Source organism: Priestia sp. TGN 0903 (assembly GCF_050846855.1).
Taxonomy (GTDB): Bacteria; Bacillota; Bacilli; order Bacillales; family Bacillaceae_H; genus Priestia; species Priestia zanthoxyli.
In genome coordinates, this window is the sequence record NZ_JBOZGL010000001.1 from 186,447 (window position 1) to 210,200 (window position 23,754).

The 23,754-nt window shown below is 36.8% G+C and carries 26 protein-coding genes; 16 read left to right on the forward strand and 10 right to left on the reverse strand.

Translation table 11 applies throughout. The annotated features are described in order from the left end of the window. The first annotated feature begins 83 nt into the window (after positions 1 to 83). A complete protein-coding gene (locus tag ACRPLY_RS01015; protein ID WP_223546630.1) occupies positions 84 to 1,013 on the forward strand; it encodes a TcaA NTF2-like domain-containing protein in 930 nt (309 codons plus the stop codon). Between the two features lie 47 nt (positions 1,014 to 1,060). Continuing rightward, a complete protein-coding gene (locus tag ACRPLY_RS01020) occupies positions 1,061 to 2,251 on the forward strand; it encodes a TcaA NTF2-like domain-containing protein (RefSeq protein WP_165635227.1) in 1,191 nt (396 codons plus the stop codon). A 53-nt stretch (positions 2,252 to 2,304) separates the two neighbouring features. Here ACRPLY_RS01020 and ACRPLY_RS01025 read toward each other — a convergent pair whose 3' ends face one another. Further along, positions 2,305 to 3,300, reverse strand: a complete 996-nt coding sequence (locus ACRPLY_RS01025) for a DUF3231 family protein (RefSeq protein WP_060745523.1) — start codon at positions 3,298 to 3,300, stop codon at positions 2,305 to 2,307. A gap of 335 nt (positions 3,301 to 3,635) precedes the next feature. Between ACRPLY_RS01025 and ACRPLY_RS01030 the strand changes: the two genes are divergently transcribed. Both ACRPLY_RS01030 and ACRPLY_RS01035 read left to right on the forward strand, forming a co-directional pair. Next, entirely contained in the window at positions 3,636 to 4,718 is a 1,083-nt protein-coding gene (locus ACRPLY_RS01030; RefSeq protein ID WP_325076925.1) for a tyrosine-type recombinase/integrase, read from the forward strand. 141 nt (positions 4,719 to 4,859) lie between these two features. Then, positions 4,860 to 5,294, forward strand: a complete 435-nt coding sequence (locus ACRPLY_RS01035) for a hypothetical protein (protein WP_013083346.1) — start codon at positions 4,860 to 4,862, stop codon at positions 5,292 to 5,294. A gap of 36 nt (positions 5,295 to 5,330) precedes the next feature. Here the strand turns inward: ACRPLY_RS01035 and ACRPLY_RS01040 are convergent, their stop codons facing one another. Beyond that, positions 5,331 to 5,783, reverse strand: coding sequence for a MarR family winged helix-turn-helix transcriptional regulator (locus tag ACRPLY_RS01040; protein WP_033579104.1), 453 nt, complete (start codon positions 5,781 to 5,783; stop codon positions 5,331 to 5,333). Positions 5,784 to 5,981: 198 nt separating this feature from the next. Between ACRPLY_RS01040 and ACRPLY_RS01045 the strand changes: the two genes are divergently transcribed. From ACRPLY_RS01045 to ACRPLY_RS01055, 3 genes are all read left to right on the forward strand, one after another. After that, positions 5,982 to 6,770 carry an HAD family hydrolase gene (locus tag ACRPLY_RS01045; protein ID WP_325076923.1) on the forward strand — a complete coding sequence of 263 codons (789 nt, stop codon included), beginning with the start codon at positions 5,982 to 5,984 and terminating at the stop codon, positions 6,768 to 6,770. A gap of 204 nt (positions 6,771 to 6,974) precedes the next feature. Further along, positions 6,975 to 7,598 (forward strand): hypothetical protein, encoded by a 624-nt coding sequence (locus ACRPLY_RS01050; RefSeq protein ID WP_033579102.1) that lies wholly within the window; start codon positions 6,975 to 6,977, stop codon positions 7,596 to 7,598. 184 nt (positions 7,599 to 7,782) lie between these two features. Next, complete coding sequence (locus ACRPLY_RS01055) at positions 7,783 to 8,292, forward strand: hypothetical protein (RefSeq protein ID WP_028413179.1); 510 nt, start codon at positions 7,783 to 7,785, stop codon at positions 8,290 to 8,292. 94 nt (positions 8,293 to 8,386) lie between these two features. On the opposite strand, the gene ACRPLY_RS01060 is transcribed toward ACRPLY_RS01055, so the two are convergent. The 3 genes from ACRPLY_RS01060 to ACRPLY_RS01070 form a co-directional block, all read right to left on the reverse strand. Further along, positions 8,387 to 9,670, reverse strand: a complete 1,284-nt coding sequence (locus tag ACRPLY_RS01060) for an Nramp family divalent metal transporter (RefSeq protein ID WP_034266468.1) — start codon at positions 9,668 to 9,670, stop codon at positions 8,387 to 8,389. A 156-nt stretch (positions 9,671 to 9,826) separates the two neighbouring features. After that, positions 9,827 to 10,756, reverse strand: coding sequence for a PD-(D/E)XK nuclease family protein (locus ACRPLY_RS01065; protein WP_367077190.1), 930 nt, complete (start codon positions 10,754 to 10,756; stop codon positions 9,827 to 9,829). A 411-nt stretch (positions 10,757 to 11,167) separates the two neighbouring features. Then, the gene (locus ACRPLY_RS01070; RefSeq protein ID WP_033579100.1) at positions 11,168 to 11,662 is read right to left on the reverse strand and encodes a hypothetical protein; all 495 of its coding nucleotides are present in this window, start codon (positions 11,660 to 11,662) and stop codon (positions 11,168 to 11,170) included. A gap of 415 nt (positions 11,663 to 12,077) precedes the next feature. On the opposite strand from ACRPLY_RS01070, the gene ACRPLY_RS01075 reads away from it, so the two are divergent. Then, positions 12,078 to 12,578 carry a GNAT family N-acetyltransferase gene (locus ACRPLY_RS01075; protein ID WP_048019258.1) on the forward strand — a complete coding sequence of 167 codons (501 nt, stop codon included), beginning with the start codon at positions 12,078 to 12,080 and terminating at the stop codon, positions 12,576 to 12,578. A gap of 35 nt (positions 12,579 to 12,613) precedes the next feature. Here the strand turns inward: ACRPLY_RS01075 and uraH are convergent, their stop codons facing one another. The 3 genes from uraH to ACRPLY_RS01090 are packed head-to-tail and all read right to left on the reverse strand — an operon-like array spanning position 12,614 to position 14,829. Then, positions 12,614 to 12,970 (reverse strand): hydroxyisourate hydrolase, encoded by a 357-nt coding sequence (gene uraH / locus ACRPLY_RS01080; protein ID WP_033579098.1) that lies wholly within the window; start codon positions 12,968 to 12,970, stop codon positions 12,614 to 12,616. Next, complete coding sequence (gene uraD, locus ACRPLY_RS01085) at positions 12,967 to 13,494, reverse strand: 2-oxo-4-hydroxy-4-carboxy-5-ureidoimidazoline decarboxylase (RefSeq protein ID WP_028413185.1); 528 nt, start codon at positions 13,492 to 13,494, stop codon at positions 12,967 to 12,969. Before uraD ends, uraH begins: the two co-directional genes overlap by 4 nt. A gap of 12 nt (positions 13,495 to 13,506) precedes the next feature. After that, on the reverse strand, positions 13,507 to 14,829 hold the full coding sequence (locus ACRPLY_RS01090) for a nucleobase:cation symporter-2 family protein (protein ID WP_325076922.1): 1,323 nt from the start codon (positions 14,827 to 14,829) through the stop codon (positions 13,507 to 13,509). Positions 14,830 to 15,099: 270 nt separating this feature from the next. Between ACRPLY_RS01090 and ACRPLY_RS01095 the strand changes: the two genes are divergently transcribed. The 7 genes from ACRPLY_RS01095 (at position 15,100) to ACRPLY_RS01125 (ending at position 20,100) form a co-directional block, all read left to right on the forward strand. Further along, positions 15,100 to 15,687 carry a lysophospholipid acyltransferase family protein gene (locus ACRPLY_RS01095; RefSeq protein WP_325076920.1) on the forward strand — a complete coding sequence of 196 codons (588 nt, stop codon included), beginning with the start codon at positions 15,100 to 15,102 and terminating at the stop codon, positions 15,685 to 15,687. A gap of 20 nt (positions 15,688 to 15,707) precedes the next feature. Continuing rightward, on the forward strand, positions 15,708 to 16,193 hold the full coding sequence (locus ACRPLY_RS01100; RefSeq protein WP_325076918.1) for a hypothetical protein: 486 nt from the start codon (positions 15,708 to 15,710) through the stop codon (positions 16,191 to 16,193). A gap of 219 nt (positions 16,194 to 16,412) precedes the next feature. After that, entirely contained in the window at positions 16,413 to 17,486 is a 1,074-nt protein-coding gene (locus tag ACRPLY_RS01105) for a branched-chain amino acid aminotransferase (RefSeq protein ID WP_028413189.1), read from the forward strand. A 222-nt stretch (positions 17,487 to 17,708) separates the two neighbouring features. Beyond that, entirely contained in the window at positions 17,709 to 17,936 is a 228-nt protein-coding gene (locus ACRPLY_RS01110) for a hypothetical protein (RefSeq protein ID WP_325076917.1), read from the forward strand. Between the two features lie 137 nt (positions 17,937 to 18,073). Next, positions 18,074 to 18,355, forward strand: coding sequence for a hypothetical protein (locus ACRPLY_RS01115; RefSeq protein ID WP_028413191.1), 282 nt, complete (start codon positions 18,074 to 18,076; stop codon positions 18,353 to 18,355). 104 nt (positions 18,356 to 18,459) lie between these two features. Beyond that, positions 18,460 to 18,918 (forward strand): hypothetical protein, encoded by a 459-nt coding sequence (locus ACRPLY_RS01120; protein ID WP_325076916.1) that lies wholly within the window; start codon positions 18,460 to 18,462, stop codon positions 18,916 to 18,918. A gap of 255 nt (positions 18,919 to 19,173) precedes the next feature. Next, positions 19,174 to 20,100, forward strand: a complete 927-nt coding sequence (locus ACRPLY_RS01125; protein WP_014459925.1) for a manganese-dependent inorganic pyrophosphatase — start codon at positions 19,174 to 19,176, stop codon at positions 20,098 to 20,100. 19 nt (positions 20,101 to 20,119) lie between these two features. Here ACRPLY_RS01125 and ACRPLY_RS01130 read toward each other — a convergent pair whose 3' ends face one another. Then, positions 20,120 to 21,064 (reverse strand): lysophospholipase, encoded by a 945-nt coding sequence (locus ACRPLY_RS01130; protein ID WP_432231462.1) that lies wholly within the window; start codon positions 21,062 to 21,064, stop codon positions 20,120 to 20,122. Positions 21,065 to 21,289: 225 nt separating this feature from the next. Here ACRPLY_RS01130 and ilvD point away from each other — a divergent pair, with 225 nt between their 5' ends. Further along, the gene (ilvD, locus tag ACRPLY_RS01135) at positions 21,290 to 22,966 is read left to right on the forward strand and encodes a dihydroxy-acid dehydratase (protein WP_013083330.1); all 1,677 of its coding nucleotides are present in this window, start codon (positions 21,290 to 21,292) and stop codon (positions 22,964 to 22,966) included. A gap of 67 nt (positions 22,967 to 23,033) precedes the next feature. Here ilvD and ACRPLY_RS01140 read toward each other — a convergent pair whose 3' ends face one another. Beyond that, positions 23,034 to 23,462, reverse strand: coding sequence for a GNAT family N-acetyltransferase (locus ACRPLY_RS01140; protein ID WP_432231463.1), 429 nt, complete (start codon positions 23,460 to 23,462; stop codon positions 23,034 to 23,036). Positions 23,463 to 23,754 lie beyond the last annotated feature (292 nt).

Consider the following 23,754-nt stretch of genomic DNA (forward strand, 5'->3'; position numbering starts at 1 on the left):
GTTTTTTTGTAGAATGATATACTAGGTCTGTTTGTTGGAAGAATATACATACATTTATATTAGATAAAGAAGGGGCAATTATGATGAACAAACGTAATACAATCATTATCACGGTTGTTTCATCTATTCTGTTATCAGCCTGTCAGCAAGAAGAGACAATAAAAGACGGAAATACAATGATAGTAGAAAAAGATGCAAAAAAAGTACTAAATGAACCAAAAACACAGGTAGAAAGCATTCAATCAATTGATTTGAATAAAGAAGCAATGAGCGGAAAATTTATCACAGCCTGGATGACTGATTACTTTTCAGCGTTTGGAAAAGCAGTTGATGACAACTCTTTTAATGATCTAAAAGCTTTTTTGAAAGCGGACAGTTCTTTTTATAAAGAGCAGAACCTTCTTGTTGAAAATTTCACACGACAAGGCATCGAGCAGAAGAAGCAAACGTTTCATATTGTCAATTGGTATGAAGAACCTAACCATGTGTTCAAAATACAAACCCACGAGGAAAGCTTATTAAAACAGCCCGGCAAAGATCCTTACAGCAAAGTTTGCGACCGCCTTTATACAGCTGTTTACCAAAACGATACGTTAAAGCTATCGAGTGTAGAACCATTCGACTTTTCATCTAAACCAAATACACACACTGAAACTCCCACTACACAAACAACAGATTTACACGACTACGATGGAAAATGGACCACTGGCAATGATAACGGATCTCCTATCATTCAATTTCTTGCTACATCCAACTCGGAAGCGACGATTAAAATAAATTCGTACCAGCCACCTAGCAAAATCCGCGTGTCAACCGTTGAACAAAAAAATATTCGCTTTGAAAATAACCAAGCCGCCATTGAATATGAAAATGATGGGCAAGGAAATAAAGGAACCATTGTCATTACGCTTAAAGAAAACTCCATTTCGTTACTTGCTAAAACAGTTCAACATAAAAAGGCAAAATGGGGAATTCCAAGCGGTGATTACGTACTCGATACGTTCGAAAATTAAAGATCCTTTTAAGAATAGACTAAATTCGGCATTGAGGAGGACACCTTATGCATAAAAAATGGACGATTGCATTCGTTCTACTGCTGCTAATGGTTTTGACGGCCTGTGAAGAAAAAGAAACAGTTAAGTTATCCAAACCAACCGAACCTTCCTCAGATGAAGTGATCCCAAAAGATCAAGCTAAGTCATCTATCAAGCCTGATCTTGTATCAGAAAAAAAAGCAGAAAAAACTGCAGTTGAGACGATGAATAAAATTTCAAGCACTTATAAAGAATTAGGTGAAGAGTATGAATGGGATAATGAATCTAACCCTGCTGATTATGAAACGTTAAAAAAAGCGCTAACGCCATATGCAACATCATCTTTAATTGCAACAAAGCTAAAAAGTATTTCTACTAATTATTACTGCAAAGAATGCAATATGAGCTTTTTTCCTGATGTAACTCATCTGATTCGATTTGAACTTATTAACAATCATGCTGGGCAATTTTCGATTTCGGCTATTGAGCCAATTAGTAAAGAAGGAAGCGGCGGACTGACCATTTACATGAATTTTAAATACGTTAATAAGAACTGGAAGTTAAATGAGTGGGATGAAGTTACCTATCATCAAAAATACCTCAACATTACGGCCGATGAATATATCGAATACGTAAAGTCAATTAATCCTTCTAGTGATATTTCATACCAAGGTAAAACGACCCGCACAAATGAAAAAGGTGAAAAGGAAGAAATCTTGGTTTTCAAAGAGAATAATAAAACGTATGCCATCAGCAAAAACAGCTCTCAGCGAATCGACGATTTTAAAGAAGGTGAAAAAGAAAAAGAAGAGAAGGAAGAAAAAGAGTTTAATTTAAAAAACATCCAAAAAGTTGATCAAGAAACAGCGGATATTTTCATTGAACATTATTTACGAGATTTAACAAAGTCCATTAACACGAATAAATCTGAACACGTACAGCCTTATATCCAGCGGGATAGTGTTTTGTGGAATGATCAAAAGCAGCTTGTGAAAATGCTGTATGAAAGAGACATTCGAGAAGAACTCGTTGATTATTCAGTATTGGACGTGGAATCTGTGAGTGAAGAAGAGGGCGAAGCGGTCTATACAATTCAAACGAAAGAAGTCATTTCAATTACAACGAACGGTCAAAGTCAGGAAAAAGAGTATTATCGAACCTATACCGTTTCCTACAGCAATAAACAGCTGCATCTGACTAAAATTGAATCACTTTAAAAAACATCACGCAGAGCGTGATGTTTTTTATTTACAGATAAGTTCGCAGGATATCAAGATAATTCTTTCCGATCATCTGCTCTTGGCAGTTTTTCGATCCATCCTTTTTTGATCATTATTCGGCCAAAAGAAGAGATGGTTTTTAAATCCCTTAAAATAGAAGCATCACAATGTCCGGCTACGTCTATTCTCATACTAGTTATCATAGCTGCAGCATAATATGTAGTAGCTAAATGAAACAAAAATCCCGCATGAAATACCATTAGTTTATCAGAAAAAGGGGCTACGTCAGAATTTGTAATTTCAGCATCCATCAAGCGTGGAGACTGCAGGTTTTCTTGTTGAAGTAAGGAAGAAAAAATGTTTATATTCTTACTGGCTGTGTGCAAACATTCTTCCATAAAGCTATGGATATCTTTATCTTTCGTTACCTGTTTGAAGCCAATCACAAGCGCTTTAGCTGCGATACTCTTTTTTAAGTTAAAATAAATATTTCCAGCTTCCATTGAGTTCAACTGTCTTTTGTCTCCGAATAGGTCCATGACATATCCCCATTCTGTAATCGAGTGACCTCTTTCTGTTTTAGAAAAGTAGGGAGATCGTTGATAAATACCTTTCGATATAAGAATTTCAATAGATTTATTATAAAGGTCCATCGCATCAATATTGCATTGATAATAATGGTCACGTATATCTTTGCGTGCTGAAACACTAAAAGATATACTATATCCAGCCAACCCGTGCATGGTCATTTCGTGTATATATACTAACCAAAAGGTGTCCGTAAACAAAGGAGGAGCATCTAGATTTACATCTTTATCAGTAAAGCCGATCGGCAAATCTAATTTTTCAGCTTTAAAAATATTTCTAAGCACGTGCAAATGTTTTTCAGCCAGTTCTAAAGTAAATTCAAAAAGAGAATAAACCTCAGAATCTTTAACCTTTGCTAACACATATTTACTAATACAAACAGACATGGTGTCTTGGATGTATTGTGCCCATAAACTTGTAATTTCTGATGACGTCAATCTATTTTTCTGATTATCCAAATTCGGTACCTCCAATTATTACTTAAACTCCTACTAGTGTTCCCAAAACATTGCTGTCTAACACAATTAAAATCCTTTAGTTAACTAACGCAAGATAACTCTTCCTTATCAAGCGTTCATATGATAAAGTAGAGTAATAAGCAGAAAATAGAATTTATTTTACATATAATGGATGTTTTTATTAAAATCTTAAAAAAACGGCTTTCTAAATTGAGTTTTGAGAGGTTTTTGAAAAATTTTAATGGTATTTGTTGCAGTTTGATAAAAATTCATTATATACAATTTTGGATCATTTAAAAGGTATTCATTTATTTGTGGTAATTAGGAGGGTTAAAATGGAAGAATTTGAATTATCGCCTGCGAAAAATTCGTTTCGCCAGCTAAAAGAGCAGTGGGAAGAGGCAGAGCTCTTAGATGAAGATAACAACTTGAATTTAAAGCACGTTTCAGATGAAGAATTTATTCAGCTCTTTTTTTCAATGCGTATTATCAAAAAATCACTTTCTCCTCATACGATCAGATCTTACAATCAAGACATGAAAACGATTCTGTCTTTTTTCTATGAACGAGAGATTACATTAAAATCGATTGGATTTATGGAAGTCAAATTATTTAATGAAGAAATGATAAATCAATATGCCAATCGCACTGCTGCAAGAAAACTAGAATTTTTTAGAAGAATGCTAGAGTTTGGACACGCTACTCATTTTTATCCTTCGCTGTATACGACGTGGATTGAAAAACCATCTATCGCAAAAGGACATTACAGTGATAAGGAAAAACAAAATCGTACCGAATACCGAGAGCTAACCGATTGCGAAGCCCAGGTGATTGTAAATGCGTTAGAATCCGTCGTGCGCATTCGCCAGCATGAAAAGGAATTCAAAGCGCGCAATCGCTTAATGGGAATGCTGTTGTATATGAGTGGAATGCGTTCAAGTGAACTGCTAAGTTTAAATTGGGGAAGCTTCCGCGAAGACCGCCGCGGAAATTTGGTTGTAGATGTGATTGGTAAAGGAAAAAAAGAACGCACTATTCCCGTGTTTGATGATGTGAAAGAAACGCTTTTCACTTATCGGCAAGCGTTAAATGAAAGCACCGAACTAAGTCCTTTTGACACTGAACCGCTTTTTTACTCCATTAAAGAGTATTATCGTACCGGCGAAAAAAAGCGATTATCCTATACAACGTTGTATCGAACGATTAAATCAGCTGTTTATAAAGTGAAAGGAAACGCGTCTATTTCTCCTCATTGGTTTCGTCATACCTTTATTACAAATAGTTTAGCTAATGACGTTCCGCTTGCGGTTGTGAAACAAGTAGTAGGGCATTCTTCTATTGCTACAACGAACGTTTATCTTGAAAAACTTCAAGAGGATACGGTATACGACGCGTTTCGAAAGTCGGGCTATCGCTAATCACTTATAATATTTTTATGTAAACTAAAAAATATATATTTTCATTTTTACTGCTTATGCGTATGAAATAAGTTGTATAAATGAATAAGTTACTTTTCCTACAATATAATGGTAGAAAGTCGATAAAGGAGGGCGCTACCTATGACGGCTAAACATCCGCTTCACTACCATTTCGGAGAAGTAACGGAGCTTTTTCATTACATATACGAAGTTTGTGAAACAGCAGGTATTTATATTGACTGGAGCGGAACAGCCCAAACCGTTCAGCTATATCGAAGTAAAGAATCTTTTTTATCCGGAGAACGCTACATCGGAGCGATTCAATATGAAGGGAGCAATCAGTTTCAAAAAAGATGGCCTTCTACCGTCAGTTTGAGATTTCGACGTGCAAACTTGTCGTTTATTTTAAAATATTGTTTAGAACAAATTGAAGACTACCGCAAAGACACAAATAAAGAACCCTTCATTAATCCAAATGCAGAATCCATCGCGTTTAAATTCACCTCTTTAACAGATGAAACCAAACAAGTGATTTCAAAAATTAAAGAAGTATTATGTATTGCCAACTACGTATAAAACCCCGCAGAATGTTACCTGTGGGGTTTTGGGTATTTAACGCAGGTTTTCTGCGTCTTGAAGCAATTGTTCGGCGCGGAATTCAAGTTTTTGTAAAGTGTCGGTATAAATCTTTACCTGCTGCTCGTTTAGCTGGGACGTTAATTCGGAAAATACCTGTTCTACAGCAGGCGTCACTTCTGTTTTTAAACGCAGGCCGTCTTCTGTTATTTGAATAAAAAACGAGCGGCGATCTTCTGGATTTCTAACACGCTGAATCCAATTTTGTTTTTCTAGTAAATCTAAAATTTTAGTCAGCGTCGCTTGATCTTTATCTGCTCGCTCAGCTAATTGCTTCTGTGTACTATATTCAGCTTCTGATACGCGCTTTAAAACGGTCCATTGTTCTGGCGTAATCCCAAAAGGACGTAAGTGTGCGGCAACGACTCTGCTTAAGCGCTTACTTGTACGAACGGTGGGAATGCCGAATATTTCTTCTAACGATTCCATATAAAACCTCCTGCATATATACCTGCTGTGATTATATCAGCTGTTTTTATTTCTGTAAATTTGTTTGTAAAGGTGGTCCTTTATAAAAATAAATTTACACAATAAATTGCAAATACACTAGACTTATTGTGTGTATCCTTGTAATCTAGTGTAAGAATAGTTAAACTTTTTCAAAAACAGTAGGGGGTACACACATCCATGATTAAAGCGGTTTTTTTCGACCTAGATGACACGCTACTTTGGGATCAAAAAAGCGTAAAAGAAGCATTCGTTGCAACATGTACATATGCAAGTGAAAAATATAATCTAAAACCTGAAGAACTAGAAGAAGCGGTGCGTAAGGAAGCAAGAGAATTATATGCTTCGTATGAAACCTATGAATTTACGCAAATGATTGGCATTAATCCATTTGAAGGGTTATGGGGAAATTTTCTAGACGATCATGATCAATTCCGAAAAATGAAAGATATTGTTCCTACTTATCGCAAAGAAGCTTGGACTCGAGGCCTTCGTGCTCTAGGAATTCACGACGATGCTTTTGGAGCGGAATTAGCTGAACGTTTTCCATTAGAGCGCCGCAAAACACCTTTTGTATACGAAGAAACGTTTGAAGTGCTTGATCAATTAAAAGGAAAGTACAAGCTGCTGCTGTTAACAAACGGTTCACCTGACTTACAAAATACCAAATTAGATATTACATCAGAACTAGTTCCATATTTTGATGAGATTGTGATTTCAGGGGCATTTGGCCGGGGTAAGCCTGATCCATCTATTTTCGACCATGCTTTATCACTTATGTATTTAAAGAAAGATGAAGCGATCATGGTTGGAGATAATTTAATGACAGATATACTGGGTTCTTCTCGCGTTGGAATGAAATCTGTATGGATTAATCGTCACGATAAAGAGCGAAATGAAGTCATTCCTACTTATGAAATTACCCATTTAAGTGAACTGCATTCAGTTTTAGATGAACTAAATTCGTAATACGAACAAACAAAAAGAGGCGTAAATCGTCTCTTTTTTTGTTGTAAAAACAAGTACAAAAGTCTCTGAAAGTCCTATATCCGTTCCAAATCTCACTGACTTCAGTCACTTTTTCTTCTTCCTGCATAGTAAACCAATCTTATCCTTGATTCCCAGATAAATACCATGTAGCATAGTATATAGACTAGTCATTGGAGGAATAACATGAAGAAAATAGTTACCAGAAGCCTTGTAGCGGCTGTTTTGTTCACAAGTCTCGCCGCTTGTGAAGACAAACAAGGCGATACGCACGTCACTTACAAAAACCCTCAACCTAAACATGCCCCTGGAGCAGACACCATTTCAGCAACAGATGAAACGATGGCGCCTGTAAGTCGGGTAGCGACAGAAGATGAAACCGATGATCGATTAGCGTTTGGAGAACGATCAAAACACGGTCAATATTATGTTTCCACAACGGATGCACAATTTTTTCCTGTTAAAGGAGCTAAACAAGTAAACACTCAGTACGTTGTCGTATCCGTTCAGTTTCAGCGAACACCTAATGAACATTCGACTGTAGTATTAAACGACACAACGTTTACATTACAAGACACAACAACTTATCAAATCTACGAACCGTCTGATGGAGGGAATTTATCGACAGAAACCCCGCACACCTTGTGGACAGCTTTTTCATCACCGTCATTATCTGACGACGAACCACTTAACCTCGATGTTGCATTTAAAATTCCAAAAAAGGCCAACCATACGTATAACCTGTTGATTACACAACAATCAGAACGAGCAGATGTATTCAAGTTTGAAGAAGCTAAACAAGAGTATTAATTACATATAGAAAAAACGCCTGTCTTTTGTTTTATAGAAAAAGAGAGTAGACATTAAACGTGTTAATGTAGTCAATTTTAAAAAGAACGTGTATCATTGTAAGTGCTGGTAACAAAAGTTGGACATAAAATGTGGATAAAAAGTTACGAGAAAGGAAAAGGTGCGTACATCACGTTAAAGACATATGAATCATAAACATACAAAAACAAATACTGAATTCAGTAATAAAAAAATAAACATGCATTTAAATAGAAAACTATCAGCGGCTATCATAGCTGCCTTTCTTTTCGCTTTGCTTTTTTGTTTTATACCAGGGATAAAAGAGTCAATTCCCAATTTTACTATAAAGAAAAACAGTTCGCATTTCAGCGAATTATTTCCTTTATACCTTTTGTTCTTTACGCCCTTTTTTTTAATAATGGGGACGTTAGGCACAGTTATTGTTGATTTATTAGTCAGCGCTTTTGTTAAAGAACGCAGTAAAAAAATTGATTTTATCATGTCATTCATATTTCATGGTATTTTTGGATTTTTAATGTTTGAATTTGGAATGATGGGCGTCATTCTTATTTTTATTGTTGACCGTATTCTTTCAATCCGTAAAGAAAGCTACACTTATTTATATCCACTGGTTTGCTTAGTGGTGTCGGCTATTATTGGAACTCTTGTCCATTTCATTTCTACTATCGGCTAATAAAAATGCTAAAAAAGAGACCTCAAAGGGTTAGGTACCGCCTAACAATTGAGGTCTCTTTTTTTAAAAACACCATTTGGCTAAGTTATTTACTTTACTGCGCTAACGTTTGATAAATCAAAAAGATATTTAAACAAATGACTAATGCAGCTATCACCCAAGCTACAGTAGTTGTTGCTTTATGATTAACCAACCCGCCCATGATTTTTTTATTACTTGTAAACATGATAAGAGGTACAAGCGCAAATGCAATTCCGAACGATAAAATAACTTGACTGACAACTAGTGCACTTGTTGGATTTACGCCAAGTCCGATAATCAAAAGCGGCGGAATAATTGTAATGAAACGACGAAGATATAAAGGAATTCTGCGTTTAATAAATCCTTGCATAATGACATCTCCAGACATTGTTCCGACCGAAGAACTTGAAAGTCCTGAAGATAATAATCCAACACCGAACGCAATAGCTGCAAAAGGACCAATTAAATGTTCAAATTGTGTAAAAGCCACGTCCAAATCTTGCACGTTTAATCCGTTTTTAAAGAATAGAGCGGCTGCGACAATCAGCATGCTTGCATTAATTGCACCAGCGATAATCATGGCAATCACAATATCGATAAATTCAAAGCGGAAAATCGCTTTTTTCTCCGATTCTGTAGTTCCTACCACGCGGCGCTGCGTAAGAGCTGAGTGCAAATAAATCGCGTGCGGCATAACTGTAGCACCTAAAATCCCAGAAGCTAACAGCACGCTGTCTGTCCCGTGAAACTGAGGGACAAATAAGCCGTGGACAACACTTGCGCCGTCTGGATGCGCAAGAAACATTTGAGTCCCAAAAGCTAATACCACAATAAAAACCATTGCCGCAATCGCTGCTTCTAGCAGTCGAACACCTCGTCTTTGTAACTCTAAAATAGCAAAAGAACCTACCGCTGCGATGAGTGCAGCTGGGAACAAAGGAATATGAAATAATAAATAAATTCCAAGAGCAGCCCCAATAAATTCTGCTAAATCCGTCGCCATAATGACTAATTCCCCTTGGATCCAAAGCCCAAAAGAAACGAAGGACGGGAAGTGTTCCTGTGCTATCTCGGGTAAATTCAAGCCTGTTGCAATACCTAATTTAGCTGATAACGATTGAATTAAGACAGCCATTAAGTTAGAAATTAATACAACCCAAAGCAACATGTATCCGTATTGAGAGCCTGCTGCGATGTTAGTAGCAAAATTACCTGGGTCAATATAAGCAACCGCTGCGATAAAGGCAGGCCCTAAGAAAGGTAATAATCGCTTAATTCCTTTTGTTTTACCCGACAATACGTCTTGAGCACTTAGCTGCATAGCTGATAATGCTTTACTGCTGTTTTGATCTTTCATGTCTAGTGCTCCTTTCTTTGATGAACAATAAATAGCCCAAGCTAATTTTTTTAAATGAAGTATAAAATGTTTCCTTAATGCAAATTATATGCTAGCAAAGGTTCTTTTGACAATAAAAAAGTTTAGCAAAAAATATAAATCATCTTCAGCTGTTTTTTATCCCGTTTGGCACAATTCTTTAAATGCACACCCGTGACAGGAGGAAGGCGTATCTGCTTGAGGGAAATGCTCAAGCGGAAGAGGCTGATTTACCTCTGAGTGTTCCAAAAAAGTTTTCATATAGTCAATGCTTGTATCGACTTGCCGAAGAACAGCTTCAATTTCGTGAAGAGTAAGCTGATACGTACGCGCACTGCCTGAAAGCAAGTATTCGTTTCGGACTTTTATCTGACCAACGGAAATATTATATTCAGCTAGCACGTAGAGAGCGTAAATTGCCAGTTGAAACAAATCATCTTTTGTTTGTTTACTTGTTTTCCAATCAACAATCGTAAATTCGTCTGTGACTGGATTTTTAAAAAGGGAATGAAAAGGCGCATATACTTTATGGTCATACACATTTATAGAACGAAACGACTGAGGAGAATCTACTTCTAAAGAAGGTGAAGACACCACGTCGCAAAACGATTTACTTTGTAAAAAGTTATGTACACAAATGTGTACCCGCTTTTGCATGTCTTTAAGATCTTTTTTAGAAATATAGCCGTTTTCGTAGAATTCTAAAAGCATCTTATACTGAGCGGGCTTATGATACCAAAGCTCTCCATAGTCAGTAGAATCACGCAGTGCGTTATTTAGTAGCTGCTGTACTTTCTTCACTAAATTTTGTTCACCCGGGACAATCTGTGTAGATGTATAGTCAGAAATGGCTTCTGTAATCACCTGACGGACGGCTTGTCCTGCGTACATAGATAAAGTAGAAACCTTTTTTAAACGATAAGCGCTTTGAGACTGTGCAGAAGCGCTGTCAAGCCATCCGTTGTGTGAGACATAATAATGATATGCATACTTTCGTTTGCACTGTGTGATCATTTTATGCCTGGAATAGGACCATGAAAATTCAGGGAAATCAGTGATTTGAAACAAGCTATTCACATCCTTTTTCAAAAACTGCGCATAGGTTGGTCTATTAGTGTATTCGTATATGAGTTAAAATAGACTAAAAATGTAGAGAGTGAATAGCTACGCATGCATATTATTTTGTGGATTCTTGCGAAATATGTATAAATAGAAAAAACTATTTAAAAATTGGTTGCTTTTTTCTATGGCAGATGTTATATTAATAAAGCGATGAGCTAATTTGTGTAAGTCGAAGGACATGCTTTCGAGCTAAACGTGTGAATGTGGTCACACGGTCCCCGCCACAAACGCATCAAAGACGTCCTGCGTGGACGTCTTTTTCATTTTATAAAAAAGAGAGCATATTGCTCTCTTTTTTTGTGGTAACTTTTTGATCCCTTCTATAATTTCTGCCCCTTTTATTTACTGCAGCCAAACTTACTGTATTTGCACATTTGCCGCATATTGCATTGTTCCTCTTGTAGAGTTAATCACGATATCTACAACGTAAAAACCTTGATTTTCAGGAATCTTAAATTCATTATTTTTGACAAACAGCTTGGTTTTTTCACCGTTATTTTTCCATATATGCACGCTCACGCCGCGAATATAAGCGCCGTCTAGGTTGGAAAAATGGAGCTTAACCAATTGTTGCTGCTTTAAAGGGATACTTTTTTGCTGCGATATGTATGTATATAAATCATATACATTTATTTCTTTTTTTGTTGTTGAACGGCCGTTTGACCAGTTAATAGAACCTTTGTGAAGGTGATAGGTATGTTCGCTCACCGCAAGCGCAGCTTCAGGTTTGTTTTGGTCGTATTCTTCCTCTAGAAAGAAAGCACTGTTCTTAAGTAAAAGTAAGAAGAACACCGTAACAGCTCCTAGACCGCTTAAGACATATACACCACATTTTGCGGGTTGTACTTTCATAATAATTTCCTTTCACAGACCAATAATTAAGGAGGATAGGTACATAAAATTTCCACTTTTTCTATTCTAAACGATTACAAGTGAAATTACATTTATTGCTTTCTTTCTTCACAAAAAACAGGATAATAGTCATGTGTTTTCTATAAAAGATCCCCTTAGATCAAAATCAACCCTGCGGAAAAGGAAAATAAATGGAAATTAAAAGAGGGAATCTAAAAAATTTACAGAAGTTGATAAGTGATTTAAAATTATACAGAGGAAAAAAGCATTTCAAAAAAAGGGAGATTAGTAGGTTTTTTGTTCTACTTCCACTTCTTAAAAAGTCGTATTTTTCGTAAGAAACTGTAAAGTTATATTTTATAAAGGTGAACCAATACATATACAAACAAAAGGGACACAAAAAAGGGGGATCAGCATGGAAATTAGAGAACTAGAATTACATGATGCTGCAAACTTTGTAGATTTGCTTAAACAGATTGAAGAAGAAAGTAAGTTTATGCTGTTCGAAAGCGGAGAGCGAAAGCTGAGTACGGATCAGCAGGAGAAAAACATCGAAATCTTTAAGCAGCAGCCAAACTCTACGATTATTGTAGCAGAAGAAAACGAGATGCTTGTGGGATATATAGCTGCAACAGGGGGCGAAGCTAACCGAAACGCTCACATCGCTTCTTTGACATTAGGTATTCGAAAGACGTTTCAAAATCAAGGAATTGGGACGGCTTTAATCGGTGCACTTGAAGAATGGGCGAGAGAACACCATATTCATCGTCTTGAACTGACAGTCGCTATACAGCATGAAAAGGCTCTTTCTTTATATGATAAAGTAGGATTTGGAATCGAAGGAACAAAGAAACATTCACTGCGAATTGGCGGTTTGTTTATTGATGAGTACTATATGTCTAAATTGCTGAATTAAAAAAGAAACGACGTTTAAAGACGCCGTTTCTTTTTTTAACTTCCTCTATAAATTTGGTACCCCCACGGTGATACAAGCAAAGGGATGTGATAATGTTCTTGTTCAGAAGACAATCCGACTCGAACAGAAACTTGATTTAAAAAGGGCGGATTTGTTGTTTGGACTTCTTGTTTTTTATAGTATTCCCCAATATGGAACAAAAGTTCATAATCTCCTGATTCAAACGCTTCAGAAGAGAAGAGCGGGTTTGCTAATCTTCCGTCTTCATTTGTAGTACCATGAGAAAGCTTTATTCGTTTACTTTCTGACTGGATGTGATAGAAATCAACTTTGACAAAAGCAGCTGGACATCCGTGAGTGAGGTCTAAAATATGCGTTGTAATTTTAGTCATGCTCGTTTCTTTGTCTCCTTATCTTCAGTAATTTTATCAGTTAAACGAAAGAAAGCAATTTTATATACTTCTTCTAACGCTGTAGCAAACTCCGTTTGTTTGGTATTCTGTAAGCGACTTTGCATTGCCTCGTAAATATCTTCTTTTTGTTTACCTCGTACTGCCAAAATAAAAGGGAAAGGAAACTTTTCCATATACATTCCATTAAGAGAAGAAAACTGTTCATACTCATTTTGTGTTAAGTTTTGTAAGCCTGCTTTTGTTTGTTCTTCAGTAGAAGCAGATGTCATAGCGATATTTTCACCTAGATTTGGATGAGCTTTCAGCAACTTAAGCTGTTTTTCTACAGATGCTTGCGCTACAATTTCTTTCATCTTTCCATGAAGTTGTTCAACGGACGAGAAAGGGCGCTTAGAATAAGCTTCTTCTGCAACCCAAGGTGAATGTTCAAATATATCGCCAACTAATGAGACAAAATGCTGCTTGCTAAGCTGATTTACATACTGCACAGATACATTATTCATACTAAACCACCTTTACTTTACTTCTGAATAATCTGTCTTCTCTAAAGAGACAGAAGGTACTTTTCGTTCAACCGATGCGTTAAAAAAGAGATTTAATAAAATGGCAGCTAAACTTCCAGTAATAACTCCATCACTTACAATCACACGCAAAGCATATGGGAGCTGGGCGAATAAATCGGGTACCACCGTTACACCAAGACCCAGTGAAAGAGAGCACGCAATAATCAGCAAATTTTCTTGTTTAGCCAAATCAACAGCGCTTAGCATTTTGATGCCTGATGAAATAACTAAACCAAACAACACGACCATTGCTCCTCCTAAAACAGGAGTAGGAATAATGGTTGTAAAAGCAGCTATTTTAGGAACCAGTCCCAATAATACGAGAATAAAGCCGGCTACTACCACTACATTTTTTGTTTTTATTTTCGATAATTGAACCAGTCCTACATTCTGAGCGAATGTATTGTAAGGAAAAGCATTAAATAGCCCTCCAAGAACAATGGCGATTCCTTCGGCGCGGTAGCCTTTTGTAAAATCTTTTTCAGTTAATTCCCGATCACACAGTTTTCCTAACGCTAAAAATACGCCTGTAGACTCAATAATAATGACCAAGCATACGAGAATCATCGTTAAAATCGGTCCAATTTCAAAAGTGGGCATCCCAAAATAAAAAGGAGTGGGAATGTGCAGCCAAGAAGCTTCATTAAAGTTAGTGAAATTAACTTTTCCCATTAATACAGCGGCTATTGTTCCGGCTACAATTCCAATCAATACAGAAAGAGAACGAAGAAAACCGCTGAAAAATCGATTTAAAATTAAAATAAGCGCTAGAACACCAAAAGATAAAAGAAGATTAGAAAGAGAACCGAAATCTTCACTTCCTACTCCTCCTGCCATATTTCGGACAGCGGATGGTACAAGTGATAAACCAATCATCGTCACAACCGTTCCTGTGACAACTGGAGGAAAAAATTTAATAATTTTGCCTAAAAAACTTGCTGCCAGTACGATGAAAATACCACCGGCAATAATCGCTCCGTAAACAGCGCTAATTCCATATTGAGTTCCAATCGCAATCATAGGAGTCACCGCTACAAATGAACTTCCAAGTACAACAGGAAGACCAATCCCAAACCACCTGTTCGTCCAAGCCTGCAGCAGCGTAGCTAGTCCGCAGGTCAGTAAATCAATGGCTACGAGATAGGCTAAGTCATGTGTATTTAAATTTAATGCGCGTCCTACCATCAGCGGAACGAGAATGGCACCCGCATACATAGCGAGTACGTGCTGTAATCCCAATGAAGCTAGTCGAAACGGTCGATTTTGGTTATGCACCTAAAAACCCCCTTTAATTATATCACATGTAATGTTAATAAATATTACATTTGGAATGATACATTAATAGTAAAATGTTTTTTAAGGGATGTCATTAGTCAAGTTGACCAAAAACAGAGGTTTCAATATCTCCTTTTTTACAATATATAGAGAAGTAGGTAAGCTGCCGTGTAAAAAGATATTACATTCTTTTTTTAGTACCAACTCTTAATATCAAGTGATATAATTTTTGTATATATTTTCAACTAATACAGAGAAGAGGAAACACTTATGTATAATATTGCGGCTCACACATGTAAATTTTTATTAAAAAGAAGGGGGAAGTTTCGGGTAAGGAACAGAGAGTATTTGCCAGCGGATACAGGCTTTGTGATCGCTTGTTCCCATAAAGGATGGGTAGACGTCGTAGCGCTTGGTGCGGCTATTTTGCCTCACCAAATTCATTTTATGGCAAAAAAGGAGCTTTTTAATCATATACTCACTAGTAATGTATTAAAAAAACTTAACGCATTCCCAGTAGATCGTAACAACCCGGGACCCAGCAGCATTAAAACACCTATTAAATTGGCAAAACAAGGACATATCGTCGGGATTTTCCCTAGCGGCACGCGAACAGAGGAAGACGTTCCCTTAAAAAGAGGAGCAGTCACTATAGCAAGTATGGCAAAGGTTCCTATTGTACCCGCAGTTTACAAAGGACCCGCAAATGTAAAAGAGCTATTTTCAAAGGAGCCCGTTGTCATTTCCTTTGGGAAGCCCTTCTATCTTGCTGAAGGAAAGCTGACAAAAGATAGGCTCGCCGACGTGTCAAATCACTTAACAGCTTCGATTCGTGCGTTAGAGGAAACAGAAACATAACTTCATAGCGGAGGTGCATCATGAAGGATTGGGTACAGAGAAAGCTAAACGATGTGATTAGTGATGATGTGCAGGCAAAAATGAAAGAAAAGATGGCTGAAAGCGGTGTAACCGTTCCTATATCCGCTTCTATGCTCATGCGAATTTTTCAAAAACAAATGACAAAGCAAGATCAAATTCAGCAATTTTCTATTTCATTTCAAGACTCCTATATTCACGTGAATGGAATTATTAAAAAATTTCTGGTGAGAATTCCATTTTCTATTGTGCTAGAACCTCTTGAAGCCAAAGAACGTACGCTTGTATTCAAAATCCATCAAATGAAACCTCTTAATCAAAATTGGATCAACTATCGAATTTTTCACAAGCCGCCTGTTACTACGTATGAAGAAAAACAAATTCATATCAATCTCAATGAAATTGATAAAGTGAAAGTCATTCCAGTAGGGAAAATCAAACAATTTTCAATACAAGATGAAAAGCTTCGAGTGAAAATTGGTTTATAAATGGTTGCAAATAAAATGTAGAAATAGTTTTTTTAGAAAGAAAACCTTTTCAATTCAGCACTTAATTCGATTAGGTGCTATTTCTTTATAATTTTTATAAAATTTTTAGAATTTTTCGTCTCTAACTATTGTGACACGCTTCCCTAAAGTTGTACAATGTAACTTATATAGAGGTTTAAGCGAAAAACCCGTAAATATAAAGAGCAAGGAGAAACAACTATGACAACTTATTCAATCGATGTAACACTAAGTCAAACAAAAAAAGAAAAGCCGCAATCTGATCAATTGCAATTCGGGAAAATCTTCACGGACCATATGTTCATTATGGATTATACAGAAGGCCAAGGCTGGCACGATGCTCGTATTGTACCTTATCAACCTATCACATTAGATCCGGCATCCATGATCTTTCATTACGGGCAGTCTGTTTTTGAAGGACTAAAAGCATATGTAACAAAAAAAGAGCAAGTATTATTATTTAGACCAGATGAGAATTTCAAACGTTTAAATAAATCAAACGATCGTCTTTGTATTCCTCATGTTGACGAAGACTTAGCATTAGAAGCGTTAAAACAGCTGATTAAAATTGACCGCGAATGGATTCCTACCGCTGAAGGTACATCACTATACATTCGTCCATTTGTCATCGCGACAGAGCCTTACTTAGGAGTAGCGCCATCTGACCGCTACCAATTTATCATTATTCTATCCCCAGTTGGCTCATATTATAAAGAAGGGATTGCTCCTGTAAAAATTGCGGTTGAAAGCGAATTTGTTCGTGCTGTAGCCGGAGGGACAGGAACAGCTAAAACAGGCGGAAACTATGCTTCAAGCTTAAAAGCTCAGCAGCTTTCTGACTCAAAAGGCTATTCACAAGTACTGTGGTTAGACGGAGTTGAACGCAAGTACATTGAAGAAGTAGGAAGCATGAATATTTTCTTCAAAATTGATGGAGAAGTAGTAACGCCATCTGTGAACGGAAGCATTTTGGAAGGAATTACGCGTAAATCCATCATTGAGCTGCTAAAACACTGGGATATGCCTGTAACTGAGCGCCGTATTTCTATGGAAGAAATTAAGCAAGCTTATTCGGAAGGCAAACTAGAAGAGGCATTTGGAACAGGTACAGCTGCAGTTATTTCTCCGATTGGCGAGCTATTTTGGAATAACGAGAAAATGGTCATCAACGGTGGAAACACAGGAGAAGTATCACAAAAACTGTATGACACTCTAACAGGTATTCAAAATGGTACAGTGGAAGATCCATTCGGCTGGGCAGTGGAAGTGGAATAAATTTCGGTAATCGAATATCTTTTTACGTAAAAGAAGCGGGACAGCTCCCGCTTCTTTTTTTTTGTTGTCGAATAGTCCAAAAGAAATAAGTTATTTTTTGGATATTTAGAACTATTTATATACTTTTATTGTAAAATAAAATATAATTATCCTTATAAAAGCAAGACTTTGTCTTTATTGAAATTCACAGCATTACTTATTCGTTATAAGGGGGAGAACAAAATGCTCTTTTTATCACATGATGAAAAAATTAAACAGCTGGCTTCACACTTAGCGGAACGATTCGAAAGAGAATTAAACCAAGAAATCTCAGATGAACAAATGCACGTGCTCATCGGCTACTTATTTGCTTCTCATTTAATCGAGCACCGCCCTACAGGTTATTACGTAAGGTCTCAATACCCTGAGCAGCTAAAAGATTTATATGAAACTTTACACGTCCACCAATAAATTATCTCTTCCTCTTTTGTCCTATATCGTGTAGAATTTTAGAAAATATATGATTTTCTAGTTGATGGCAGAGCTAGGATATAGCGTGGTGTGGCATTTACCTTTAAATGATTAAGTAATGGCTTTAGAGGTGAATAATGTTAGCGCAGATTAAAGAAATGAGTTTAGATAAAAATCGTCGTAATCCACATTACCGCGTGTTGTTGCAGTGTCCAGACGGGAGTGAACTATTCATTCACTTTAATTATACATACCGATCAAAAACATATTGGTCAAGAGATGTATATTACAACAATGTTCATAAAAAATCTCAGCTTGCTTGGTATACCCAAAGCGTAGAGGAAATGACTGCTCAGCAGTTTCTTGAAGAGCTAGGAGCTATAGTAAATGAACATTTCAACTTTACACTGCGACGATAACCAAGAAAAGCATCCTTTAACAAGGGTGCTTTTCTTGGTTATTTTACATAAATAAGGACAGAATAATATATATTCTCTTTTTGAAGGTGAAAGGTGGAAAGCTCATGGCGCAAATCGTAATGTGGGTGCTTTTTATCGGTCCTTGGCTATTGCTTTTTGCAGTTGATAAAGAGCGAGTAAAGCGGTATATGGCTGTATCACTATTCGGAGTGGTATTGTTAACGATGGTTTTTCAAATTGCAGATCGCTTTAACTGGTGGGAAGTCAATGAAACTCTTTTTTTCTTTGTTAATATGACGCCTTTTCCTTTTGGCATATTTATAATAGGAACGCTTTTTATTTTTTATTTTACCTATCCTGGCTTTTGGATGTTTATGATTATCAATGCAGCGTTCGATTTATTTCAGGCATTTGTCATGAGTCCTATCTTTGAAAAACTAGACATTTATACACTGAAGGGAATGAATCATTTTTTATTATTTGTACTAATGATGGTTATTGCTGTTCTACTTTTTCTTTATCAAAAGTGGCAAGATACTGCGTTTAAGTTATCTATCAAGTGATAGAGAGACAGGTTGTGTTTTATCGTTAACTTTTATATAATGAACGTATAAAACCCTCTATTTATATCGGAAATAGAGGTGTTTTTACTGTGAAAAAGATACAAAATGGCAAAATATCTGCGGATGAACATCATTTTTCGCAAAAAAATTAAAATAATGTAAAAGTTTATGTTAAAATGGCAATGTTGCGTGAACGAATTAACTAACTTTACGCAAGAATGCTATTTACATACGTAAGAAGGAGAGAGATTTAAGATGGCAAAGACGTTAATTTTTGGACATAAAAATCCTGACACAGATACAATCTGTTCTGCAATTGCATACGCTGATTTAAAGAATAAATTAGGTGTAGACGCTGAACCAATTCGATTAGGCGATATTAACGGTGAAACGCAATTCGCTCTTGAAAAGTTCAACGCTGAACTACCACGTTTCGTTGATGAAGTATCTAAAGAAACAAATGAAGTTATTTTAGTGGACCACAACGAACGCCAGCAAAGTGCAAACGATATTGATCAAGTTCGTGTGCTTGAAGTAATTGATCATCACCGTATTGCTAACTTCGAAACAGCAGATCCTTTATACTATCGTGCAGAGCCAGTTGGGTGTACGGCAACGATCTTAAACAAGATGTATAAAGAAAACGGCGTAGAAATCGAACCTAACATCGCAGGTCTTATGCTATCAGCTATCATTTCTGATTCTTTATTATTCAAATCACCAACTTGCACAGACCAAGACGTTGCAGCTGCTAAAGAATTAGCGGAAATTGCAGGCGTAGATGCAGAAGAGTACGGATTAGCAATGCTAAAAGCTGGAGCTGACTTAGGCGATAAAACAGCTTCACAATTAATTTCATTAGATGCTAAAGAATTCAGCATGGGCACAAGCAAAGTAGAAATTGCACAAGTGAATGCAATTGACGTAAACGACGTTTTAGTGCGCAAAGTTGAATTGGAAGAAGCGATTACTAAAACAATCGAAGAAAAAGGATTACAATTATTCCTTTTAGTTGTTACAGATATTTTAAACAGCAACTCTACTGCATTAGCATTAGGTTCTGCTGCTTCAAAAGTAGAAGAAGCATACAATGTAACGCTTGAAAACAATACAGCTGTCTTAGAAGGCGTTGTATCACGTAAAAAACAAGTAGTACCTGTATTAACATCTGTATTTGCTTAATAAAAAAAACGGTTCGTGTCTACACACGAACCGTTTTTTTGTCTATTTGCACGTTAAGCCAATTTAGTATATCTTCTATCACTTCATCTTTATTTAATTCATTCAGCAATTCATGACGGCACTCTTTAAAAAAACGGTAACTTACATCCTGTAATCCTGCCTTTTTAAAGTCGTTATATACTTTGACTACGCCTTTTGTATAGTTGCCTACTGGATCATATTCTCCAGATACCAAATAAATAGGCAGGCTTGATGGAACTAACTTTATATTAGCTAAGTTAGAGATTTGTTTGATTCCTGTTAGTAAGTCATAGAAAAACCCCGCTGTGAAAACCCCACCGCAATAAGGGTCATTTACATATAAATCTACAGCTTCATTATCTTGACTTAACCAATCAAAAGGTGTCCGAGCAGGATGAAATGATTTATTGTATTGTCCAAAAGAGAGTTTATCAAGAAAAGGGCTAGGAGATCGTAACCCTTTTCTCTTTATCTCTATTTGCGCAGCTAATATACCGCCCTGCAGTGAAAGGGAAGGAATGCTGCCAGTACCTGAGAGTATCACACCATGAATGTGCTCTGTATCCAATTGAATATATCTTCTCGTTAGAAAAGACCCCATGCTGTGACCGAAAAGAAAGATTGGTAGGCCGGAGTGTTCCGTCGAAATGTGCTTAGTCAGAGCAATCATGTCGTAGACTACTGTATCGAAACCATTTTCTTCAGCAAAAAAACGCTTGTCTTCATCTTTTAAAGCTGTTTGACCGTGACCTCGGTGATCATTCCCATATACGATATATCCATGTTGCCTTAATACATTAGCAAAGTATTCGTAGCGTCCAATATGTTCGGCCATTCCATGGGCTATTTGAACAACGCCTTTTGCAGAATTGTTTTCAACATTCCATTTTTGTGCAAATATTTCTTTTTCTTGATGACCTCTGTAATAAAAGGATTGTTTCATGCTCAGCATCCACCTTCTGCTTTCCTGTAAAATAAGGGATATATGTATATATTATACTAATTTATGCAGGTGATTTTACTATTTTAAAATAAAAAATGATTATTTTGTCATAAACCTTTACAAACCTTTGTGTGATTTGTTAAATTAGTATTTATATTAAAAATTATTAAACAATTTAAAAAGATTTAGTTTTTAATAGGTTAGATGAATACGGAGGGAATTATTGTGGCAGAATTAAGAAGTAACATGATCAAAAAAGGATTCGACAGAGCACCACACCGCAGCCTACTGCGTGCAGCTGGTGTAAAAGAAGAGGATTTCGGCAAACCGTTTATTGCGGTTGTCAATTCATATATTGATATTGTACCAGGTCATGTTCACTTACAAGAGTTTGGTAAAATCGTAAAAGATGCGATTCGCGAAGCTGGTGGCGTACCTTTTGAAATGAACACTATCGGTGTAGATGACGGTATTGCGATGGGACATATCGGTATGCGTTATTCATTACCAAGTCGTGAAATCATTGCTGACTCAGTTGAAACGGTAGTATCTGCTCACTGGTTTGATGGAATGGTATGTATTCCAAACTGTGATAAAATCACGCCTGGGATGTTAATGGCTTCATTGCGTCTGAATATTCCGACAGTTTTTGTTAGCGGCGGACCAATGAAGGCTGGCGTAACGAGCGACGGCCGTAAGATTTCTCTTTCTTCAGTATTTGAAGGCGTAGGAGCTCATCAAGCTGGTAAACTTGATGATAAAGGATTACTTGAATTAGAACAATTTGGCTGTCCGACATGCGGATCTTGTTCAGGAATGTTTACAGCTAACTCAATGAACTGCTTAGCTGAAGCGTTAGGACTTGCTTTACCTGGAAATGGTACAATCTTAGCAGTTGCTCCTGAACGTAGAGAATTTGTTAAAAAATCAGCTAAACAACTTATGGAATTAATTAAATTAGATTTAAAACCACGTGATATCGTAACAGAAAAAGCAATCGACAACGCATTTGCTTTAGACATGGCGTTAGGTGGTTCTACAAATACAGTTCTTCATACGCTAGCTCTTGCGAATGAAGCTGAAATTGATTATCCGTTAGAACGCATTAATGAAGTAGCGGAACGCGTGCCTCACTTGGCAAAACTCGCTCCAGCTTCGGATGTATTTATTGAAGACTTACATGAAGCAGGAGGCGTATCGGCTGCTTTAAACGAGCTATCTAAAAAAGAAGGAGCTCTTCATTTAGATACGATGACGGTTACTGGAAAAACGCTAGGCGAAAACATTGCAGGATGCGATGTAAAAGATTATAACGTTATTCATCCAATCGATAAGCCATTCACAGAAAAAGGCGGACTTGCTGTATTGTTTGGTAACTTAGCTCCAGACGGCGCGATCATTAAAACAGGCGGTGTTCAAGACGGCATTACTCGCCACGAAGGACCAGCAATTGTATTTGAGTCTCAAGACGAGGCGCTGCATGGTATTGCTAACGGAAAAGTAAAAGAAGGACATGTCGTAGTCATTCGTTATGAAGGACCAAAAGGCGGACCGGGAATGCCTGAAATGTTAGCTCCAACTTCTCAAATTATGGGAATGGGACTAGGTGCAAAAGTAGCACTATTAACAGACGGACGCTTCTCTGGCGCTTCACGTGGATTATCAATCGGCCACGCATCTCCAGAAGCTGCTGAAGGCGGACCGCTAGCATTTGTCGAAGATGGCGACCACATCGTGATTGACATTGAAGATCGTTCAATGAATGTTCAAGTTTCTCCAGATGTTTGGGCAGAACGAAAAGCAAACTGGAAAGGCTTTGAGCCAAAAGTGAAAAAAGGCTATCTTGCAAGATATTCTAAACTTGTAACTTCTGCAAGCACAGGCGGAATTATGAAAATCTAATAGCACAAAAAAGGCTCTCTACGGAGAGCCTTTTTCTTTACTAAAGCAACTGTGCAAAGAAGCCTTTTTAACACGTAAACTCTTTTTTCATAATAACGTGTGGAATACCGTCTTCCATAAAGACATCAGAAGCAGTCTTATACCCTAATTTATGATAAAAAGGTTCAGCTTGAACTTGACCGTGAAGCTTAGATTGAGTTAAGCCTTCTTTTTTCGCTGCTTCTTCTAAGCTGGTCACCACTTCTTTTCCGAGCCCGTATTTTCTAAATTCCCTTAATACGCATATTCGCTCTATTTTGGCGTAATCGTCTACTATGCGGAATCTACCAGAAGCAGCTGGTTCGTTGTTATAATAAATCAACATATGTTTTGCTGTTTCTTCATGCTCATCAAATTCATCTTTTAAGGGCACGCCTTGTTCTTCAACAAACACTGTTTTACGTATACGGAATACTTCTTCAAGCTGCTCTTTTGTTGTAACATGCTTAATTTTCATTAAAATCCTTCCTTTTCTACGAATTTAGGCTTCTTTTTTGTATAATAAAAATACGTGATATAAAAAGAGTATAAAGGAAAAATAAAATGTTGTAAATGCAACAAAAAGCAACCAATGAACATTTTACACAGATTTGTGGTCATTACTCACTGTTTAAACGACCTCAGCAACAGTAAGATCAACTGAAATATGTTAAAAAAGCAAAGAAAATGGATTATGAAGCGCTGTGAATCTACATAAATTGTAAAAAGAGAACTATTCACAATAGTAGTGGGATGAAAAAGGGGAATGT

Coding starts and splice junctions, on each gene's coding strand:
- ACRPLY_RS01015 (WP_223546630.1), top strand. CDS start 84: ATGAACAAACGTAATACAATCATTATCACGGTTGTTTCATCTATTCTG.
- ACRPLY_RS01020 (WP_165635227.1), top strand. CDS start 1,061: ATGCATAAAAAATGGACGATTGCATTCGTTCTACTGCTGCTAATGGTT.
- ACRPLY_RS01030 (WP_325076925.1), top strand. CDS start 3,636: ATGGAAGAATTTGAATTATCGCCTGCGAAAAATTCGTTTCGCCAGCTA.
- ACRPLY_RS01035 (WP_013083346.1), top strand. CDS start 4,860: ATGACGGCTAAACATCCGCTTCACTACCATTTCGGAGAAGTAACGGAG.
- ACRPLY_RS01040 (WP_033579104.1), bottom strand. CDS start 5,783: ATGGAATCGTTAGAAGAAATATTCGGCATTCCCACCGTTCGTACAAGT.
- ACRPLY_RS01045 (WP_325076923.1), top strand. CDS start 5,982: ATGATTAAAGCGGTTTTTTTCGACCTAGATGACACGCTACTTTGGGAT.
- ACRPLY_RS01050 (WP_033579102.1), top strand. CDS start 6,975: ATGAAGAAAATAGTTACCAGAAGCCTTGTAGCGGCTGTTTTGTTCACA.
- ACRPLY_RS01055 (WP_028413179.1), top strand. CDS start 7,783: ATGAATCATAAACATACAAAAACAAATACTGAATTCAGTAATAAAAAA.
- ACRPLY_RS01060 (WP_034266468.1), bottom strand. CDS start 9,670: ATGAAAGATCAAAACAGCAGTAAAGCATTATCAGCTATGCAGCTAAGT.
- ACRPLY_RS01070 (WP_033579100.1), bottom strand. CDS start 11,662: ATGAAAGTACAACCCGCAAAATGTGGTGTATATGTCTTAAGCGGTCTA.
- ACRPLY_RS01075 (WP_048019258.1), top strand. CDS start 12,078: ATGGAAATTAGAGAACTAGAATTACATGATGCTGCAAACTTTGTAGAT.
- uraH (WP_033579098.1), bottom strand. CDS start 12,970: ATGACTAAAATTACAACGCATATTTTAGACCTCACTCACGGATGTCCA.
- uraD (WP_028413185.1), bottom strand. CDS start 13,494: ATGAATAATGTATCTGTGCAGTATGTAAATCAGCTTAGCAAGCAGCAT.
- ACRPLY_RS01095 (WP_325076920.1), top strand. CDS start 15,100: ATGTATAATATTGCGGCTCACACATGTAAATTTTTATTAAAAAGAAGG.
- ACRPLY_RS01100 (WP_325076918.1), top strand. CDS start 15,708: ATGAAGGATTGGGTACAGAGAAAGCTAAACGATGTGATTAGTGATGAT.
- ACRPLY_RS01105 (WP_028413189.1), top strand. CDS start 16,413: ATGACAACTTATTCAATCGATGTAACACTAAGTCAAACAAAAAAAGAA.
- ACRPLY_RS01110 (WP_325076917.1), top strand. CDS start 17,709: ATGCTCTTTTTATCACATGATGAAAAAATTAAACAGCTGGCTTCACAC.
- ACRPLY_RS01115 (WP_028413191.1), top strand. CDS start 18,074: ATGTTAGCGCAGATTAAAGAAATGAGTTTAGATAAAAATCGTCGTAAT.
- ACRPLY_RS01120 (WP_325076916.1), top strand. CDS start 18,460: ATGGCGCAAATCGTAATGTGGGTGCTTTTTATCGGTCCTTGGCTATTG.
- ACRPLY_RS01125 (WP_014459925.1), top strand. CDS start 19,174: ATGGCAAAGACGTTAATTTTTGGACATAAAAATCCTGACACAGATACA.
- ACRPLY_RS01130 (WP_432231462.1), bottom strand. CDS start 21,064: ATGAAACAATCCTTTTATTACAGAGGTCATCAAGAAAAAGAAATATTT.
- ACRPLY_RS01140 (WP_432231463.1), bottom strand. CDS start 23,462: ATGAAAATTAAGCATGTTACAACAAAAGAGCAGCTTGAAGAAGTATTC.